We start from the raw sequence: 19,791 nt of genomic DNA, 5'->3' as shown, positions 1-19,791 counted from the left end.
ATGGCAGATATTAAAGACGTACTGGTACCGGATCTGGGTGAAGATTCGGTAGAAGTAATCGAAATTTGCGTAGCAGTGGGTGACTCCGTAGAAGCGGAAGATGCACTGGTTACGGTAGAAAGCGACAAAGCCAGCATGGATATCCCTGTACCGTTTGCCGGTAAGGTATCTGAGCTGACTGTAAAAGTTGGCGATAAAATTTCTGAAGGCGATTTGCTGGCGAAACTGGAAGTAGCGGGTGACGCAGATAGCGCACCTGCGGCTGAAGAAAAGCCTGCTGAAGCACCGAAAGCTGAAGCACCAAAAGAAGAAGCGCCTAAGCAGGAAGCGGCTCCGGCTGCTTCTGGCAGCACGTCTGTGATTGAAGTAACGGTACCGGATATCGGTGACGCTGCTGACGTAGACGTAATCGAAATTCTGGTAGCTGAAGGCGATACCGTGGAAGCGGAAGACGGCCTGATTACCCTTGAAACTGACAAAGCAACCATGGACGTTCCTTCGCCGCAGGCGGGTAAAGTGGTTAGCCTGAAGGTAAAAGAAGGTGACAAGGTGTCTGAAGGTTCTCTGGTCCTGACTCTGGAAGTCGGTGGTGGCGAAGCTGCTGCGCCTGCACAGGAATCAGCACCGGCGGAATCGCCGGCACCAGCAGCAGATTCTGCGCCGGCCGCTGAAGAAGCGCCTGCAGAAGAAGCTGCGGAAGAAGAAATTGAAGTTCAGGTACCTGATATCGGTGGCGATACTGATGTAGACGTTATCGAAATTCTGGTTGCTGAAGGTGATACCGTGGAAGCGGAAGATGGCCTGATCACGCTGGAAACTGATAAAGCGACCATGGATGTGCCTGCACCTAAAGCCGGTACCGTTACCAAACTGCTTATCAAGCAGGGTGACAAAGCGTCTCAGGGTACACCGGTTATTATGCTCAAAGTGAAGGGCGCGGCGAAACCTGCTGCACCTAAAGCGGAAAGCAAGCCTGCAGCAGCGCCGGCTCCTGCCGCGCAAGCGCCTCAGCAGAAAGCGCCGCCGGTTCCGCACCATCCGTCTGCAGGCAACAAGCCTAAGACCGGTAAAGTGCATGCGTCTCCTTCTGTACGTCGTCTGGCCCGTGAATTTGGTGTTGATCTGACTCAGGTTGACGCAACAGGGCGTAAAGGCCGTATTCTGAAAGAAGACATCCAGTCTTACGTGAAGCATGAACTGGCCCGTCCGAAAGCGACAGCCGGTGCCGTAGCGTCTGGCAACACTGGTGGTGGCTTACAGGTTATCGCACAGCCTAAAGTTGATTTCTCCAAGTTTGGTGAAATTGAAGAGAAGCCGTTAACCCGTATTCAGAAAATCTCCGGTCCGAACCTGCACCGTAACTGGGTAACCATCCCACACGTTACGCAGTTCGAAGAAGCGGATATTACTGACCTGGAAGATTTCCGTAAGCAGCAGAACGTTATCGCTGACAAGCGCAAGCTGGGTGTGAAAATTACGCCGCTTGTGTTCATGATGAAAGCGGTAGCCGACGCACTGAAAGCGTATCCTGTATTTAATACTTCACTTTCTGCGGACGGTGAGTCTTTAATTCAGAAAAAATACTACCATATCGGTATAGCAGTAGACACGCCGGGAGGCCTGGTTGTGCCGGTTGTCCGTGATGTTGACAAGAAAGGCATCATGGAGATTTCCAAAGAGTTAATGGAAATCAGTGTGAAAGCCCGTGACGGTAAGCTGAAAGCTGCTGACATGCAAGGTAGCTGCTTCACCATTTCAAGCCTTGGTGGCATTGGTGGTACAGCATTCACGCCAATCGTTAATGCACCTGACGTAGCCATCCTTGGCGTATCGAAGAGTGATATTAAACCGAAGTGGAATGGTAAAGAGTTTGAGCCTCGTCTGATGGTGCCGTTGTCACTGTCATACGACCATCGTGTTATTGACGGCGCGGTGGCAGCACGCTTTGCTGTGCACTTAAAAGCAGTTCTGGAAGATATGCGCCAGATGTTGCTTTAGAAAATGAGTGAAGGGGAGGGTTGATTACCTCCCCTTTGTGATTTTTATGATCATAAAGCCAAGTTGGCTTTACAGGGCTCGCAAGCCCTAGTTACAATCCGTAACGCATATTTATCAAATATTTGGACAGATTTGAGGTCACAATGAGCGAAATTAAAACGCAATTAGTCGTATTGGGTGCAGGCCCCGGCGGTTACTCAGCCGCTTTCCGCGCAGCCGATTTAGGTATCGAAACCGTCATCGTAGACGCCCGTGAAACACTGGGTGGGGTATGTTTGAACGTAGGCTGTATCCCTTCAAAAGCCCTGCTGCACGTCGCTAAAGTGATCAAAGAAGCCAAGCATTTGTCTGCGCACGGCGTAACCTTTGGTGAGCCAAAAATCGATTTAGACAAAATCCGTGAGTACAAAGACGGTGTTGTTGGCCAGCTGACAAAAGGTCTGGCTGGTATGTCTAAAATGCGTAAAGTTAAACACGTTCAGGGTTACGGTAAATTTACCGGTGCAAACACCCTGGAAGTAGAAGGCAAAGACGGCAAAACGACTATCTCTTTTGAGAAAGCGATCATCGCTGCCGGCTCAGAGCCGGTATCTCTGCCTTTCATCCCTGAAGACGATCGCGTAATCGACTCAACCGGTGCACTGGAAATGAAAGATATTCCGGAAAAAATGCTGGTACTGGGCGGTGGTATTATCGGTCTGGAAATGGGTACAGTTTACGAAGCACTGGGTGCGAAAATTGACGTGGTTGAATTCCTTGACCAGTTAATCCCTGCTGCTGACAAAGACATCATGAAAGTCTTCATGAAAGACTATAAAGACAAGTTCAACATCATGCTGGAAACCAAAGTGACCGCGGTTGAAGCAAAAGATGACGGCTTGTATGTAACGTTTGAAGGTAAGAATGCACCTTCAGAAGCAGTTCGCTACGACAAAGTGCTGGTAGCGGTTGGCCGTCGTCCTAACGGTAAACTGATCGGTGCTGATGCGGCTGGCGTTACTGTTGATGAGCGTGGTTTCATCAATGTAGACAAGCAAATGAAAACTAACGTTGACCATATCTTCGCAATCGGTGACCTGGTTGGTCAGCCTATGCTGGCGCATAAAGCGGTTCACGAAGGTCACGTTGCTGCTGAAGTTATTGCCGGTAAGAAGCATTACTTCGACCCACGTTGCATTCCTTCAGTTGCCTACACTGAGCCGGAAGTTGCCTGGGTTGGTCTGACTGAGAAAGAAGCGAAAGAACAGGGCATTAACTACGAAACTGCAACATTCCCGTGGGCAGCTTCTGGTCGTGCAATCGCGTCTGACGCAACTAACGGTATGACCAAGATGATTTTCGATAAAGACACTGCACGTGTTATCGGTGGTGCAATGGTTGGTACCAACGCCGGTGAAATGCTGGGCGAAATCGGTCTGGCTATCGAAATGGGTGCTGATGCAGAAGACGTAGGTCTGACTATCCACGCTCACCCGACGCTGAACGAGTCAATCGGTCTGGCGTGTGAAATCTTCGAAGGCAGCATCACTGACCTGCCTAACCCTAAGGCGAAGAAAAAGTAAGTTGTTTAACAGCTGAATAAAAAAACGAGGCAACTGCCTCGTTTTTTGTTTTTACGACTGACGTTTTAAGTCCCGAACTATTTGCTCATGGTGGCTTTGGAAGGTGAGCCCACTGATTTTACCGGTTTAGGTGTCACTGTTAATCCGCCTTCACACTGCTTGTCTGACTGACGGGCTTTCATCGATTTTACTGTCTCCGGGCAATATCCTTTGCGGCAACACTGGCTCAATCTGGCTTCATGTTGTGCACAGCGTTCGTGGATAATACGGACAACATGACGACGCAACCATTGCAGACCCTGGTCCACGTCCTGACGTTTATGCCATAACAAAGACACAGGCGTTGGCATAATTTCCACCGGTGTTTCGAATACGGCCAGGCGGCCGGCAAAAATATCGTGCTCTACCACTAATGACGGCGCCACACAGATAAGATCGGACTGCTCAAGTAACGGCGGCACATTGTGAAAATCGTTCACCGTCATGGCGATCCGGCGGCTCAACCCTAAATTATTCAGTACCTGGTCTGTGGGACCGGTGGTATCGCCGGTAATAGACACTAACAAGTGTTGTGCATTGACAAATTCTTCCAGCGTTAACCGTTCTTTCGCCAGCGGGTGCTCAGGGCGCATAACAACCACATATTTAGGCTCAAACAGAAACTCTGAACGGATAACTGAATTCGGTGCTGTGTACTTACACACAGAGAGTTCGGCCTCTGCGTCAGTTAATATTTTCTCACTGTCACTGTTCGGGTTCGGAATCGCGAAAATATTAATACCCGGCGCTTCCCGCTCGATGATTTGGCGGAGCGGACCCCATATCATTTTTACCAATGTATCAGTGGCAGCAATACGAAACGTACGTTGCGATGTGGCCGGATCAAACACGGTAGGGTTCACGGCGGTTTCAAGCTGACTCAGCGGCCCCTGAATCTGTGTCCATAAGTTGCGGGCAAAAGAAGTCGGCTGTATACCTCTGCCATCTTTAACAAATAACTCATCACCCCAGGCCGAACGCATACGGGACAGGGCATTGGAGACAGCGGGCTGTGTCATTGCCAGTCTGTCAGCGGCGCGGGTGATAGCGCCTTCAGTCATGATGGCATCGAAAATCATCAGTAAATTTAAGTCTTGTGTTCGCATAGCAGCACTCCGGTGAACCTTCGATAAATATATTACATGTAATGATGTGTTGTATATAAAAAGATAATTATTTTTATTGATTGGCGGTGTGCATAATGCGCAGCATCCTCACTCAACGAGATCGCCAACCATGTCTGCATTAATAAAATTCTCTTTAGCATTATGGGTCACCATTCTGTTAACCGCCTGCGGCGGAGAAGAAACAAACCCGGCTAATCAGGCTGCTGCCAGCACAGCAGCGCCTGCCATTCCTGTTGATATTGCGCCTGTTATCCATCAGGAAATCGCTCAATGGGATACTTTTACCGGTCGCCTTGAATCGCCGCAAACAGTTTCTCTGCGCCCGCGGGTGTCAGGCTACATTGACTTCGTTGCCTTTGAAGAAGGTGAATGGGTTGAGCAGGGACAAACCCTGTTTCTTATTGATAACCGCGCGTTCAAAGCTGAAGTCGACCGCTTATCTGCCCAGCTTGAAGATGCGCAAAGCCGCTTACGTTTAGCTCAGCAGGATTTAGAGCGGGCTGCGTCATTGCGCCGCACCAATGCAATTTCGAAAGAAATTGCTGATGCCCGTCAGGCTGCAGTTGAACAGGCTGAAGCCAGCGTGTCTTCAACCCGTGCTGCATTAGATTTAGCGCAGTTAAACCGGGGTTTTGCCCGTGTTGAAGCGCCTATTTCAGGTCGTGTTTCCCGCGCAAATATTACTGCCGGTAACTATGTCACCGCCGGTCAAAGCGTACTGACCAGCATTGTTTCAGTCGACCGCCTTTACGCCTACTTTGATGTTGATGAAAGTACTTATCTTGCATATACCTCTGCGCCTTCTGAAGTGTCTCAGCCACTTGATCAACTGACCGTGGCTATGCAACTAAGTAACTCTGAGAAATTTGAGCATTGGGGCCAACTGGACTTTGTTGATAACCAGGTCAACCCGAATACCGGCACAATCAAAGTGCGGGCGGTGTTTGATAATACTGACGGCCGGCTGGTACCGGGATTATTTGCTCACCTGCGTCTTGCCAGCGGTGAATCCCGCGATCGTATTTTAATTGATGAAACGGCCATCGGTACCGATCTCAACAACAAGTTTGTTCTGGTTGTCGATGAAAACAATGTTCTGGCTTACCGCGCTGTGACGCTAGGCGACAAAGTCGGTGCGCTCCGCTTTATCGATGACGGGTTATTCCCTTCAGACAAAATTGTCGTGAACGGCCTGCAGCGCGTCCGCCCCGGTGCCACTATTGCTCCTACGGAAGTATCTATGCACAGCAGCGAAGCCTTCGAGCAGTTGCAGGTTTGGCAGCAAAATATAAATCAGAACAGTGACCTGGCCGCAAATGCATCACCTGCGAATGCGCCTGAAGGAAGTCGTTAATGAATCTGTCTACGTTTTTTATACACAGGCCTATATTTGCCGGGGTGTTGTCACTGCTGATCTTTATCGGCGGTGCCATTGCCGTGTGGCAATTGCCCATAACGGAATATCCCGAAGTGGTGCCGCCTACCGTGGTGGTCACTGCTAATTACCCGGGGGCCAACCCTAAAATCATTGCAGAAACCGTAGCCAGTCCGTTAGAACAGGAAATCAACGGGGTAGAGGATATGCTGTATATGTCTTCTCAGGCTAACTCTGATGGCAGAATGACACTGACCATTACTTTTGCAATCGGTACCGATCCCGATGCTGCTACAACACTGGTGCAAAACCGGGTTAACCGCGCTTTGCCACGTTTGCCGCAGGAAGTGCAGAGACTGGGTGTGGTGACCGAGAAGTCTTCGCCGAACCTGACCATGGTTGTGCATTTAACATCGCCGGATAGCCGTTATGACATGCTGTATTTGTCGAACTATGCTGAGCAAAATGTCAAAGATGAACTGAACCGTATTAATGGTGTGGGCGAAGTGCGCTTATTCGGTGCCGGGGAATACTCCATGAGAGTCTGGCTGGATCCGAATAAAGTGGCCGCCCTTGGCATGAATGCCGGTGATGTGATTTCCGCTATTCAGGCACAAAACCAGCAGGCAGCCGCAGGTAGTCTTGGTGCCCAGCCGGCCGGTGGCAGCGAGTTTCAGTTACTCATCAACGTTCGCGGTCGTTTACTGGATGAACGTGAATTTGGTGACATCATCATTAAAACCGGCGACGCCGGTGAGATTTCACGGTTAAAAGATGTGGCCCGTATTGAACTGGGTGCGGATTACTACACCTTACGTTCGTTACTGAATAATCGTCCGGCCGCTGCGTTACCTATTTTCCAGGCGCCCGGTTCCAATGCGATACAAATCAGTGATGATGTGCGCGCTACCATGGCTGATTTGTCTGAAGCCTTTCCGGAAGGCCTGGACTACGACATTGTGTATGACCCCACAGTCTTTGTGCGCGGTTCCATTAAAGCCGTAGTGAATACTCTGTTCGAAGCCGTATTACTGGTTGTATTAGTTGTTGTGCTGTTCCTGCAAACCTGGCGTGCATCCATTATCCCTCTGGTTGCTGTACCTGTGTCTCTGGTAGGTACGTTTGCATTTATGCAACTCATGGGCTTTTCATTAAATGCGTTATCCCTGTTCGGGCTGGTGTTAGCTATTGGTATCGTGGTGGATGATGCCATCGTTGTGGTTGAAAACGTCGAGCGGAATATCGCTGCCGGGCATTCGCCTGTAGAAGCCACAACCATCGCCATGAAAGAAGTGACAGGGCCTATTATTGCCACCACCATGGTACTGGCAGCGGTGTTCATTCCTACGGCATTTATGTCCGGACTCACCGGCCAGTTTTATCGTCAGTTCGCCCTGACAATTACCATTTCAACGGTGATTTCAGCCATCAACTCGCTGACGCTGAGCCCTGCATTATCGGCCTTGTTGTTAAAGTCTCATGATGCACCCAAAGACTGGCTCACCAGAGGCATGGATAAGGCGCTGGGCGGATGGTTGTTTAATCCGTTTAACCGGTTCTTTGACCGTGGCGCTAAAGCGTACACTGCCGGTGTGGGTTCTCTCATTCGTAAATCCGGCATCATCATGGTGCTGTATGCAGGATTACTGGCACTCACATGGCAGCAGTTCAGTAGTACGCCTACCGGTTATGTGCCGGCTCAGGACAAAATGTATCTGGTTGCGTTTGCCCAGTTGCCTGACGCGTCTTCACTGGACAGAACGGAAGACGTGGTACGTCAGATGTCCGCGATTGCGTTGCAGCAGGACGGCGTGTCTGATGTCGTGGCATTCCCGGGGTTGAATATTAACGGGTTTACCAACAGCCCCAGTTCCGGTGTAGTGTTCTTCCCGTTAAAGCCTTTCGCTGACAGAGAAGGGAAGGGGCTCACTGCCGGTGCAATTGCCGGGCAGTTAAACCAGAAGTTTGCAGCAATTAAAGAAGCGTATGTCGCCGTGTTTCCGCCTCCGCCTGTGCTGGGCTTAGGCACAATCGGCGGTTTCCGTCTGCAGTTGCAGGATCGCGGTAATCTGGGTTTTGAAACCTTAAATGAAGTCACGCAGCAAGTGGTGCAGAAAGCCTGGGCAGACCCGGTACTCACCGACACATTCAGCAGTTACCGCGTGAGCGTGCCGCAACTGGATGTGGACGTGGACCGCACCAAAGCCATAGGAATGGGCGTGAACATTGATACATTGTTTGACACCTTACAAGCCTATTTAGGATCGGTGTATGTGAATGATTTCAACCTGTTCGGACGCACCTATCAGGTGAATGTGCAGGCTGACTCTCAGTTCCGTCAGGATGCAGAACAGATCCGTCAGTTTAAAGTGCGCAATGCACAGGGCGAAATGATTCCGTTAGGCGCGTTTTTAGACATCAATCATACCGCGGGACCGGACCGGGTTATGCACTACAACGGCTACGTTACCGCTGAAATCAACGGTGCTCCTATGCCCGGTTTCAGCAGTGATGAGGCGAAGGTTGCTATCGAGAAAATACTCGATGAAACCCTGCCAATTGGCATGATGTACGAGTGGACAGAATTAACCTATCAGCAAATTCTGGCCGGTGATGCATCCATGTATGTGTTCCCGCTGGTGGTGTTGCTGGTGTTTCTGGTACTGGCTGCACAATATGAAAGTTTGTCATTACCACTGGCCATAATCCTTATCGTGCCTATGACTTTGCTCAGCGCGTTAATCGGTGTGGGCATTTACGGCGGAGATAACAATATCTTCACCCAGATCGGGCTCATTGTGTTGTTTGGTCTGGCCACGAAGAATGCCATTCTGATTGTTGAATTTGCTAAAGAACTGGAAGAGGAAGGGCACACTGCGCTGGAAGCAGTAAAAGAGGCATGTCGCCTGCGTTTGCGCCCCATTCTGATGACATCCATTGCTTTTATTATGGGTGTGTTGCCCATGGTAATTTCGACCGGAGCCGGTGCAGAAATGCGTCAGGCCATGGGCGTAGCGGTATTCTCAGGCATGATTGGCGTGACTTTCTTTGGCCTGGTACTGACCCCCGTGTTTTATTACCTGCTACGCCGGAACCGTAAACCGGCACCCGCCTTAACGTCTCAGGCGCAGTCCCACACAGCTTAGACCCGACGTGGGACTCCTTTTGCCGCCCTCCCCGGGCGGCTTTTTTATGTCAAAGACACAATTCATCACAATTTGATCGTAGTAATGCCTTTTTCATTACGTATCCTCAGAGCATTGATGAATCAACGCCAGACAAGAAAAAGGAAAACTATGAGTAAAGCAGCTGCCGCTATTATTGGCACAGGACTGGTTATCGCATTTGCCGTGCTGGGAGGCCAGCTGGCAACGGCGCTGGTGGATTTTAAAACCTGGGACAGAGTTGTAACTGTGAAGGGGTTGTCAGAACGGGAATATCCGGCAGACCAGGTGATCTGGCCGATACAGTTTACTGAAGCCGGCAATGATCTCTCAGCACTCTATGACACGCTGGAAAGCCATTCAGATAAAATTACCGCATTCCTTACAACCAGCGGCATAAGCGCTGACGACATCAGCTTTAATCAGCCGGTGATCACCGATAAGCTTGCGCAACAGTACGGCGGCGATAACAGGGTGGAATTCAGGTACAGTGCCAGCCAGACAGTAACCGTGTACTCAACCGATGTAGAAGTGGTAAGAAAAGCCATGGCCGATATTTCTGATCTCGTTAAACAAGGTATCGTGTTTTCTAATCAGCAGTGGGATGCTCAGCCTCAATATGGTTTCAGCCGGTTGAATGAGGTGAAGCCTGACATGATTGAAGAGGCAACAGTAAATGCCAGGGAAGTGGCTGAGAAGTTCGCCCGGGATTCTCAAAGCCGGATAGGTAAAATTAAGCGGGCTAATCAGGGGCAGTTCACCATTACGCCACGGGATGCACATCAACCGCACATCAAAAAAGTCAGGGTTGTTTCAACCATAGAATATACCTTAACCGACTAACTGATACGATGTTCAGATTGCGGTGCATACGGCATAGCGTCTACACTAACTGCCTGGAATAATGGTGCGGCCGTATGGGGTTGCACACCTGGCAAACGGGGGCTTCATGGCAGTAAAAGCAAACCATCCTGATCAGATGGAAATTTTTGCTGTACCCAGTCCCTGTATTGGTGTTTGTCAGGCCGGTCCGAAAGGCTATTGTCTGGGGTGTTACCGTACCCGTGACGAGCGTTTTCACTGGTTGCAGATAAACGATGCCGCCAGACGAACCGTGATTAAAGCCTGCCAGAAACGTAAAGCCATGGCTTTGCGGCAACAACAGTCCGACGATGGCGGGCAGGCAACGGTTGAAGAACCTCAGCAACAATCTTTATTTTCCGACAACGGGAAGCAATGACGTGGCCACAGCAATCAAGCTGTTATCAGTATTTCGTTTTCTCCCGTATTTACAATAAGTTGCTATACTCAAAATCAAGAAATAAACAAGGTTTACTTATGTCGATGGAAAAGTACGTCAGTTACGCCACACAATCTTTTACGTTCCCGAATATTTGTCTGAAAATCCGGGATGTACTGGATGATCACCGCAGCGACATGGATGATGTGGCGAAGCTTATTGCCGTTGATCCCTCGCTGACGGTAAAAATTCTCCGTCTGGCTAACAGCGCTTTATTCCGCTTTCCTTCCCAGATTGATTCCATCGCCAAAGCGGTCAGTGTTATCGGAGGCGAGGCGCTGTACAACCTTGTGGTAGCAGAAACAGCGAATACAGCGTTCAAGCACTTCAACAGTGCTCATATCCGGCTGGACAAGCACTGGTATAAGTCAGTGTATAACGGGTTACTGGCCAAAACGCTGGCCAAACAGTCAAATATCCGTGGCAGTGAACGGTTCTTCGTGATGGGTATTCTCTGCCATTTCAGCGAACTGGTGGTGGCCAAAGAAGACCCTGAACTTTATCTGGCGTATCTTGAAGATAGGTCCGGTGACTTACCATGGGAAAAGCAGGAGAAGCACTTCGGGTTTACCTTTGCAGCCTGTTCCGGGGAAATTATGGAGCAATGGCGCTTGCCCCTTCCTCTGTTTTTCCCGGTAAAATATGTTCACAATATAAGGAAACACGCTGAAGAGGCGGATATAGGTTTGTTGGCGTGTTCAATGCGGGTTACAATTCGGGAAATCATGAAACCGGAGTACGGCGATATTGAACTTTTCACGCCGGAAATGGCCAATACGTTGTTGGTTGAAGGAGAAACGATGGATAACGCGATAGCCTGGACAAATGCTGAGGCTGAAAAGGTATCTGCGCTAATCCTGTAGAAAAACAAGGTCGCCACGGACGGTTCATAACAGTGCGCTAAATAAAAATATTAAAATCCATGTTAAATCCGTTTACTGCGAGATTACTGGTCGTTGTTGTCTTATTTTCCGGCAGCATCACCGGCGCCATGGCCGCCGACCGGAATCTTATACAAACTTTATATCATTCTGACTTCGACGAAGTGGGTGATGGCGGGCAGCCCCGCTTTACCCTGGACGGAGAAGTTGGTCTGTTGTCTGCGTCAGGGAATACCAATGCTAATTCCCTGAAAGCGGCCTTACATTCTGAACATGAAACTGCGAAATGGAATAATAACTACTTCGCAGAAATGCTGTACAAGCAAAGCAAAACAGAAAACGATGACGGTGAAACCACCAGTGAAGTTACCGCTCAGCGTTTTTTTGGTTATGCGCAATTTGATTATAAACTTATGACGCCCGGACAACGTACTTTCATGTACGCTGATTATGAGAATGACCGGTTTAACGGTTATAAGTACCGGTCCTCACTGGCAGCAGGTTGGTCTCAGCGATTGTGGAACGAGGATGAAAGTTCATTTCGTTACAGCGTAGGCCCGGGTTATGCTTTCGTCGGGGTGGAAGAGGGTACTGAAACCAATGTGAATAATGGCCTGATTGCAAGAGCGTCAGGTGAGTATCAGTATCAGTGGAACACGGGGGCACAGCTTCGTCAGTTTATGAGTGCAGAGATCGGAGCTGATAATATTAAAACCAAATCAGTCACCGCTTTATCAGCCAATTTATTTGATTCGCTAGCCATGAAACTTGCATTCAATCTGGCTTATGAAACCGAACCTCTCGAAGATGTAAAAAGTGTAAATACGGAAACCACAGTCTCTGTGGTTTACCGTTTTTTCTGAAGAATAATAAAGCGACGACGCTGAAGACAGCGCGCATCTGGCCGGGCCATCAGGATGGCTACCGGGCTTTTGGATGGGGAACAATCACTATCATGGATGATATACGCTTTGCCGGCCTGAACGGAGTCTGTTCAATACCGGTATCATGGAAACACATATTTTAGGAATGCAAATGAAAAAGCAACTTTTAGCTGTCGCTGTGCTCAGCGCAATGGGTACCACTTCTGCACTGGCACAAGATGATGCTAAACCGTTTACTCTGGAAGGTGGATTAGGTTTCATCTTCACCTCCGGTAACACGGCAACCACGTCTATTAACGCGTCTTTAGAAGGCCATCAGGAACTGGAAAAGTGGAGTAACGACTACACAGTTGAAGGTCTGTACAAGAAAGAAACGGTAACTGACGACGACACTGGCGAAGACGTAGAACGTACTTCTGCGCAGAAATTCTTTGCTTCAGGTCAGGGTAACTACAAGCTGGAAAATCCTGATTACCGTTTATTCGGCTTCGCCTCGTACGAAGATGACCGTTTCAGCAGCTATAACTACCAGTCTACTGTCGCTGCCGGTTGGAACCAGAAGGTGTGGCAAAACGACACAACGTCTTTAGAGTATTCAATCGGTCCTGGTTACTCCTGGGCAGAAACGCAAGAAGACGTTGAGCAAAACAGTTTTATCGTTCGTGCTTCCGGTGCATTCGAATGGCTGATTTCTGATACAGCGAAATTTTCTCAGACAGTGAGTACGGAAGTGGGTGATGAAAACACCAAGTCACGTGCAGAGTCTGCACTGACCGCCACCATCAGCGGCAACCTGTCGATGAAGCTGTCAGTTAAACTGGACCACAACTCCCGTGTAAACGAAGGCGTTGAAAAGCTTGATACTGCCACAGCGGTAACACTGGTATACAGCTTCTTCTAAGCCTTATCCGTTGTGAATGAATATAAAAGCCCTGATTTACAGGGCTTTTTTGTGGGAGTTACTCAATACCTTCAGGTTATCTTCTGTCAAAGTTCACCGGCTTCTCCGGTGTCTGATAGTACCCTTCTCTGAGCAGGCGTTTGAAACGGTCCAGTTCACCTTTTTCTTTCAGGTTATTCAGGCCTCTGTTAAACAGCTCCAGCACCAGTCGCTTTTCTTTGTTTTTAGGTATCAGCAGGTGAGTGGTGACAGTAGAAACCAGCGGACTTATCTGGTGAATTTCATCCCGGTCTGCTTCGCTGAAATCACGTTGCAGAAGATACCAGCCGGTTAATTCATCGATAGGGAAAATATCTATGTCGCCGTCGATCAACTGGTTGAAGTTTTCATCGTCAGTGTCTGCCGTGCTGATGTTTTTGCCTTCTTTAATGTATCGGGACAGCTCATTGTTATAAAGATAGTCTTTCGTAACCCCCATGGTGTAGTCGTTCAAATCATTCAGACCTGACCACATATCGGGACCGGATTCATTGTTGACGTAGAAAACCAGGTTTTCTGATGTGACTGGCTCGCTGTGCCAGAAGGTCTTTTCCCGATCCCGCACATAGTTGCCGTATGAAATGGCGTCATATTCGCCATTCTCTGCACCTTCCAGTGCGTCTTCCCAGGAAACGTAAATAAACTCAGCCCGTACACCGGTCTCCAGAAACACTTCGCTGATGATGTGATTCATGTAGCCGTTGTGTTCCATCTCTTCAGAGGTATACGGTGCGTATTCTGTGGTGGCAATTTTCACCGTCATCCAGGTGTGAGCCATGGCTGCGGCGGGTAACAACGCGGCGGTCAGCAGCGCTGTTTTTATAAGTCGTAGTGATAACATATCAGAAATATACTCCCAGGCTGATGTTCAGGCGGTGTGTGGATTGCGGATCATCGTTGAAGTTTAACCCCATGCCGGACCCGCCGGAAAACCAAATGTTTTTGCCCTGAATACTGTCGACATATACGAATAATTTAGACCAGCCGAAGCTGCATCCGTTTACCCACTGGGTACTGTCGCTGCCGGCTTCTGAGTCTCCTTCCACGCGGGAATATTCACTGTAGCAGGTAATATCCTCTAAAGAAGCGACAGTGAAAGGTAAGCTGTAAGCCAGGTTAGCCATATACGACTGACCTTCGCTGGCCATCAGGAATGGCGCTTCAAACGAAGACAGGGCCAGCCGGTCCTGAAGTTGTCCTTCCGGGGCGGCCAGGTCGTAGCGGTAATCCAGATATTGCAGCTCTACTTTCCAGGGTTTCTGGTTATGGCGCAGGTGTACAGCATAAGCGGTCATGTCTCCGCTATCCTGTGTATCAAAATTAAATATGTCACCCTGTTGAAATGAAACGCCGATGTCGGTGGTGGAGCGGGGAAGCAGTCTGGCTTCGTAGTTTACCCGCAAGTTGTACTGGCCATCTTCCTGATTACGGTATTCGCCGTCATCAGCGACGTCAAAGGAATAGCGGCCAAAGCGGGCGGCATTATTGTATTCATCATTCAGAAAATAGCCGGCGTGAACCGTAAACGGACCCCGTTCATAGCGGGCAACAACTCCTGCATCATAATCATCTTCAAAACCAATATAGTAATTGGCGGAGAACCAGAAGCTGTTTGAAGCGAAAGGTAACAGGCCGAAGGGGACTTTAGTGATACCGCCGGTGACATCCAGGTATTCGTCGTAGTGCCAGGTCAGATCTGCATAGCGGACCGTATCGAAATCAGTATTTTCATACCACCGGTAGTCAGCTTTATAGGAAAAATCATCGAATTTTCCATCGACGGTGAGTTTGATTGATTCAAATTCCAGTCCGTCCCGTATTGCCGGTGCCTGCCAGTCACGGTGACCGTAATTGACTCTCACATGACCGCCAAGGTTAAAGTTATCTTCTTCTGCAGTGACGGGACCACACAAGGCGGTTATCCCTAACGTCATGCACAGTGCGTTTCTTCTCATCATGCTTAAAAGCCCTGAGGTTGAATACGTGCGCCATCATGGCTCAACGTAGCAGGTGTTAAATTTTTGTGTCACAGAAAAGATACACGGCAGCACAATGCTGAGATCAAACAGAGCAGGATTTAACTGAGGAAGGCGTGATCAGAAGAGATAAAAAAATCCGGTGTACAGAGACACCGGATTTGATTTTGAACATAATCCTTTTTAAGGGATCAGTGCAGAAGACGGGTTTTAATTGTGCCTTTAATGTTTTGAAGCTGGGCCAGACCTTCATCGGCCTTGTTTGCTTCCACATCAACAACTACGTAACCGATATCAGCAACGGTTTGCAGGTACTGAGCTTCAATGTTGATACCTTTTTCTGCGAATGTCTGGTTAATCTGGTTCAGAACACCCGGACGGTTTTCGTGGATGTGCAGTAAGCGTGAACGGCCGGGGTGATCCGGTAAGGATACTTCAGGGAAGTTCACAGCAGACAGAGTTGAACCGTTGTCAGAGTATTTCGCCAGTTTACCGGCTACTTCAATACCGATATTTTCCTGCGCTTCCTGTGTGCTGCCTCCCACGTGTGGGGTAAGGATCACGTTATCAAACTGACGCAGCGGCGATTCGAATTCTTCAGTATTCGATTTCGGCTCAACCGGGAATACATCGATAGCGGCACCGGCAAGGTGTTCGCTTTCCATGGCTTCAACCAGTGCATCAATATCAACAACGGTACCACGGGACGCATTGATAAGAATGGCGCCTTTTTTCATTTTCGACAGTTCTGCTTTGCCAATCATGTCTTTAGTAGACAGGGTTTCAGGAACATGCAGAGAAACAACGTCAGATGTCGCCAGAAGGGTATCCAGTGATTTCACCTGCACAGAGTTACCCAGTACCAGCTTGTCTTCAATGTCGTAGAACTGAACGCGCATACCCAGGTGCTCAGCAAGAATGCTCAGCTGTGTACCAATGTGGCCGTAACCAATAATACCCAGCGTTTTACCACGGGCTTCGTACGAGCCGACAGCACTCTTTTCCCACTCACCGCGATGGGCTTTGGCATTCTTTGACGGTACGCCGCGAAGAAGAAGAATTAACTGGCCCAGCACCAGTTCTGCTACAGAACGGGTGTTAGAAAATGGTGCATTGAATACAGGAATGCCTTTAAACTGAGTGGCTTTTAAATCTACCTGATTGGTACCGATACAGAAGCAACCTACAGCAACCAGCTTTTCAGCGGCCTGAACCACGGCCTCAGTGATCTGAGTTCGTGAACGGATTCCGATAAAGTGAACATCTTTCACTTTTTCGATGAGATCTTCTTCTGACAGGGAGGTCTTCAGATACTCAACATTGGTGTAACCGTTACTGTTTAAGGTTTCAACGGCACTTTGGTGAACGCCTTCCAGTAGCAATATACGGATCTTGTCCTTGGGTAGGGATACTTTACTCATTGCCTCACATCTCGAATAGTTGGTTGCAAAAAGACATCTGGACGTCTATATGGGCAAAATAACAGATATCGTTGTTGGTTAAAAGCGCTATTTCATTCAGCAAGCCTTATATCCGGCTTGCTGATAGGGTGGTTAAGTTTAGTCGCTGACCGTAATTACGCCCGAACCGGTTGCTACCAGCACAATATCTGCGCCACGGTTAGCAAAAATACCGTTAGTGACTACGCCCGCCAGACTGTTAATAGCATCTTCCATTTCCCGGGGATTGATTATGTTCAGGTTGTGAACATCCAGTATCACGTTGCCATTGTCAGTCACCACGCCTTCACGGTAAACCGGATCGCCTCCCAGTTTTACCAGCTCTCTGGCTACGTAAGAGCGCGCCATGGGAATGACTTCAACAGGAAGCGGAAATTTGCCCAGTACCGGTACCTGTTTGGTGTCGTCTACAATACACACGAAGGTTTTCGCTACCGCTGCGACGATTTTTTCACGCGTCAGGGCTGCGCCGCCGCCTTTGATCATGTGCTTGTGTTCTGTCACTTCGTCAGCGCCGTCAACATACACAGAAAGGCTGTCTACTTCATTCAGCGAAAATACTTCAATGCCGTGGGCTTTAAGTTTTTCTGTTGATGCGTCAGAGCTGGATACTGCACCAACAATCTTGTGTTTAATTTCTGCCAGCGCATCAATAAAAAAATTAACCGTTGAGCCTGTGCCCACACCAACAATGGTGTCCGGCTCTACATATTTTATGGCTGCTTCGGCTACAGCTTTCTTCTTCGCGTTCTGATCCATAGGGGTTCTCCAAAGTTTTGCAGAAGTTTAACTGAAAACTGCAGGAATGGGAGACGAAATTAAGGGCAATTAGTCTTATCCGGCCGTATTACGCCGGAAGGTGTGATGATGAGATCCAGGGGGAAATCCCAGGGTTCAACCGGCAGTGCATCAACCTGCTGGCAATCATGCGCGATACCGGCAAGCTGGGGACGGGAAGCTGCGTTGCGATAAGGAGCCAGCGTACGATCGTAAAATCCGCCACCCATGCCCAGCCGGTTTCCTTTTTCGTCGAAACCGGTGAGCGGCATCAGGATTAAATCATGACGGGAAAAAGGTATGACATCAGGGCAGCGTAACTGAGGCTCAGCAATATTGAAGCGGTTACTCACCAGTACGGTGTTGTCATGATAGTGCAAAAATAGCAGATGCTGACGGTTAAACGGGTGCAGTACCGGCAGGCTGACGGTTTTATTCTGGGCTGCGGCGGTGGTAATGGTGTCCGAAAGGCTGACTTCTCCGTCGTTTGCCAGATATGCCGCAACATGTGTGGCGTGTTGCCATTCCGGCAGTGTCGTCAAGACACGGCTCAGGCGCTCAGGAGCCTGAGCCTGCGTCTCTTCAGACAGGTTGTTGCGGCGTAACCGCAGTACTTTGCGTAACTCCTGACGTGTTAATCCTGCGCTACTGATTTTTTCCATCGGGTAATAAGAAGAAACTTAAGGTGTCGTAAAGTGTATCATTATTCACAGGGAGTGTGAGGGCGGCATCAATGCCGGTTTGCCGCAATTGTTTGTCTTCAGTGAATAAATCTTCTGTTAAAGCCACTATAGCTAAACAGGGGTCCTGTTGTCTGAACTGAGTGATTTCTTCATTGGTCACCGCTTTCGCTGACAGCAATAACAGGTCATATTGCCGCGCCTGTAATTTTCGGGCGGCTTCCTTCACATCACTTTCCGTTTCGGCATCAATCTTCAGGCGGTTGAGTATGACGGTGATTGTTGAAACATCTTCCTGTGCTGACAAAATCAGTATTGCCGGGTTGTCTTTGATAAACGGAGCGACAAATCTCTTGCCCGCAGCATCCTCCTGATTCCCGCCAGTCTTCTCTCCGGCCGTGTCCGCCGGCACTGCAAACGTCACACAGGTACCACGGCCCTGCCAACTGCGCACTTTAATCTGGCCTTTCACATTATCAGCCAGACGGCGCAAGCCGGATATGGCAACCACCTCGCCATGCTCGCCGTCAGGGGTTGCATAGAGTTCCATTAACTGGTCCCGGTTCATACCACGGCCATGGTCCTGCACTGAAATAATAAGCTCGGAAGGACGGTAGTAGATTTGCAGATGTACTGATGTGTCTTTTGATGAATAACGGATTGCATTCCCGGTAATTTTTAGCAGAAGCAAACCCAGTCCTGCTTCGTCAAGTATCAAATGTTCCGGCACCGATGCATCCAACTGACCGGTCAAAATAATACGCCCCCTGCGTGCTTTACCGGCCATCGTATGAAAGATGTGATTGAAGAACGATTTCGTTTCGATGATGGTGCGGCCCTGAGAGTCTGCCTTGATATCAGTTTTACCTGTGGCAAGCACACTTTCTACTGCCCGCATCAGATTCTGACTGCTTTCGTGAATAAGCCCCAGTGAATCCTTAAATACGGCAGATACCGGCGTCGTTTTCGTTTCTTCTTCCAGCAGACGGCTGAAGGTACAAATGGATTGCAGCGGGGTTTGAAAGCGGCGGCTGATATCTGTGAGATATTTAGATTTCAGGGTATTCATTTGCCGTAATACCAGGTTTTGCTTTCGCAATTCCAGATGTGCCATCACACTTTTCCCCAGTGTAGTTAATGCAGATTTTTGCATTTTGCTCAGGCGTTTAGGCTCGCTGTCTATGGCGCAAAGGGTGCCCAGGGCATAACCTTCCGGAGTGATAAGCGGTGTACCGGCATAAAAACGGATATTTGGCGGGCCGGTGACCAGCGGGTTATCGTGAAAACGTTCGTCACGGTGTGTGTCGTTAATCTCCATTAATTCATTATCGAGAATCGCGTGGCCGCAAAAAGAGATATTCCGGTGCGTTTCTGAGGCATCCAGTCCTACTTTGGATTTGAACCACTGACGGTCAGGATCCACCAGACTGATAAGGGCTATAGGGGTGTCACAAATCTCCGAAGCCAGAGATGTGATGTCATCAAATAAGGTTTCACTTTCTGTATCCAGGATGCCGTAACTGAGCAGTTCGGCCAGACGTGCTTCTTCATTTTCCGGTAATGGCGGTTGAATCATGATTCCCCCGGGGCTGTCCTTAAGTCATAAAAAAAGCGCCCGGAGGCGCTTT

16 protein-coding genes are annotated in these 19,791 nt (G+C 49.1%); 9 read left to right on the top strand and 7 right to left on the bottom strand.

The features are described from left to right. On the top strand, nt 1-1,998 hold the full coding sequence (gene aceF / locus ACXAGC_RS04845; protein ID WP_474842884.1) for a pyruvate dehydrogenase complex dihydrolipoyllysine-residue acetyltransferase: 1,998 nt from the start codon (nt 1-3) through the stop codon (nt 1,996-1,998). A gap of 143 nt (nt 1,999-2,141) precedes the next feature. Beyond that, nucleotides 2,142-3,560 (top strand): dihydrolipoyl dehydrogenase, encoded by a 1,419-nt coding sequence (gene lpdA, locus ACXAGC_RS04840; RefSeq protein ID WP_474842882.1) that lies wholly within the window; start codon nt 2,142-2,144, stop codon nt 3,558-3,560. Nucleotides 3,561-3,637: 77 nt separating this feature from the next. Here the strand turns inward: lpdA and ACXAGC_RS04835 are convergent, their stop codons facing one another. Beyond that, nucleotides 3,638-4,705 (bottom strand): LysR family transcriptional regulator, encoded by a 1,068-nt coding sequence (locus ACXAGC_RS04835; RefSeq protein WP_303572906.1) that lies wholly within the window; start codon nt 4,703-4,705, stop codon nt 3,638-3,640. 130 nt (nt 4,706-4,835) lie between these two features. On the opposite strand from ACXAGC_RS04835, the gene ACXAGC_RS04830 reads away from it, so the two are divergent. The 7 genes from ACXAGC_RS04830 (at nt 4,836) to ACXAGC_RS04800 (ending at nt 13,231) form a co-directional block, all read left to right on the top strand. Beyond that, entirely contained in the window at nt 4,836-6,080 is a 1,245-nt protein-coding gene (locus ACXAGC_RS04830; RefSeq protein ID WP_474842880.1) for an efflux RND transporter periplasmic adaptor subunit, read from the top strand. Continuing rightward, complete coding sequence (locus tag ACXAGC_RS04825; RefSeq protein ID WP_474842878.1) at nt 6,080-9,247, top strand: efflux RND transporter permease subunit; 3,168 nt, start codon at nt 6,080-6,082, stop codon at nt 9,245-9,247. Before ACXAGC_RS04830 ends, ACXAGC_RS04825 begins: the two co-directional genes overlap by 1 nt. Before the next feature lie 150 nt (nt 9,248-9,397). Beyond that, nucleotides 9,398-10,108 (top strand): SIMPL domain-containing protein, encoded by a 711-nt coding sequence (locus tag ACXAGC_RS04820; RefSeq protein ID WP_474842876.1) that lies wholly within the window; start codon nt 9,398-9,400, stop codon nt 10,106-10,108. 106 nt (nt 10,109-10,214) lie between these two features. Further along, nucleotides 10,215-10,505 carry a DUF1289 domain-containing protein gene (locus ACXAGC_RS04815; RefSeq protein WP_474842874.1) on the top strand — a complete coding sequence of 97 codons (291 nt, stop codon included), beginning with the start codon at nt 10,215-10,217 and terminating at the stop codon, nt 10,503-10,505. Nucleotides 10,506-10,603: 98 nt separating this feature from the next. Beyond that, nucleotides 10,604-11,428 carry an HDOD domain-containing protein gene (locus tag ACXAGC_RS04810; RefSeq protein ID WP_474842872.1) on the top strand — a complete coding sequence of 275 codons (825 nt, stop codon included), beginning with the start codon at nt 10,604-10,606 and terminating at the stop codon, nt 11,426-11,428. A gap of 59 nt (nt 11,429-11,487) precedes the next feature. Continuing rightward, on the top strand, nt 11,488-12,309 hold the full coding sequence (locus tag ACXAGC_RS04805) for a DUF481 domain-containing protein (RefSeq protein WP_474842870.1): 822 nt from the start codon (nt 11,488-11,490) through the stop codon (nt 12,307-12,309). Between the two features lie 172 nt (nt 12,310-12,481). Next, nucleotides 12,482-13,231 carry a DUF481 domain-containing protein gene (locus ACXAGC_RS04800; RefSeq protein WP_474842868.1) on the top strand — a complete coding sequence of 250 codons (750 nt, stop codon included), beginning with the start codon at nt 12,482-12,484 and terminating at the stop codon, nt 13,229-13,231. A gap of 76 nt (nt 13,232-13,307) precedes the next feature. On the opposite strand, the gene ACXAGC_RS04795 is transcribed toward ACXAGC_RS04800, so the two are convergent. From ACXAGC_RS04795 to ACXAGC_RS04770, 6 genes are all read right to left on the bottom strand, one after another. Continuing rightward, nucleotides 13,308-14,111 carry a substrate-binding periplasmic protein gene (locus ACXAGC_RS04795; protein ID WP_474842866.1) on the bottom strand — a complete coding sequence of 268 codons (804 nt, stop codon included), beginning with the start codon at nt 14,109-14,111 and terminating at the stop codon, nt 13,308-13,310. Nucleotide 14,112: 1 nt separating this feature from the next. Continuing rightward, nucleotides 14,113-15,228, bottom strand: coding sequence for a hypothetical protein (locus ACXAGC_RS04790; RefSeq protein ID WP_474842864.1), 1,116 nt, complete (start codon nt 15,226-15,228; stop codon nt 14,113-14,115). 209 nt (nt 15,229-15,437) lie between these two features. Next, a complete protein-coding gene (gene serA / locus ACXAGC_RS04785) occupies nt 15,438-16,667 on the bottom strand; it encodes a phosphoglycerate dehydrogenase (protein ID WP_119502144.1) in 1,230 nt (409 codons plus the stop codon). A gap of 138 nt (nt 16,668-16,805) precedes the next feature. Further along, nucleotides 16,806-17,465, bottom strand: a complete 660-nt coding sequence (rpiA, locus tag ACXAGC_RS04780) for a ribose-5-phosphate isomerase RpiA (RefSeq protein ID WP_474842862.1) — start codon at nt 17,463-17,465, stop codon at nt 16,806-16,808. 59 nt (nt 17,466-17,524) lie between these two features. Then, on the bottom strand, nt 17,525-18,145 hold the full coding sequence (locus tag ACXAGC_RS04775; RefSeq protein WP_474842860.1) for a 5-formyltetrahydrofolate cyclo-ligase: 621 nt from the start codon (nt 18,143-18,145) through the stop codon (nt 17,525-17,527). Then, nucleotides 18,129-19,739, bottom strand: coding sequence for a GAF domain-containing sensor histidine kinase (locus ACXAGC_RS04770; protein ID WP_474842858.1), 1,611 nt, complete (start codon nt 19,737-19,739; stop codon nt 18,129-18,131). Before ACXAGC_RS04770 ends, ACXAGC_RS04775 begins: the two co-directional genes overlap by 17 nt. Nucleotides 19,740-19,791: the final 52 nt, after the last annotated feature.

The organism is Alteromonas sp. AWJ4_197 (assembly GCF_056160285.1).
The sequence above is the reverse complement of the archived record's forward strand: the minus strand, read 5'-3'. Positions and strand labels throughout refer to the sequence as shown.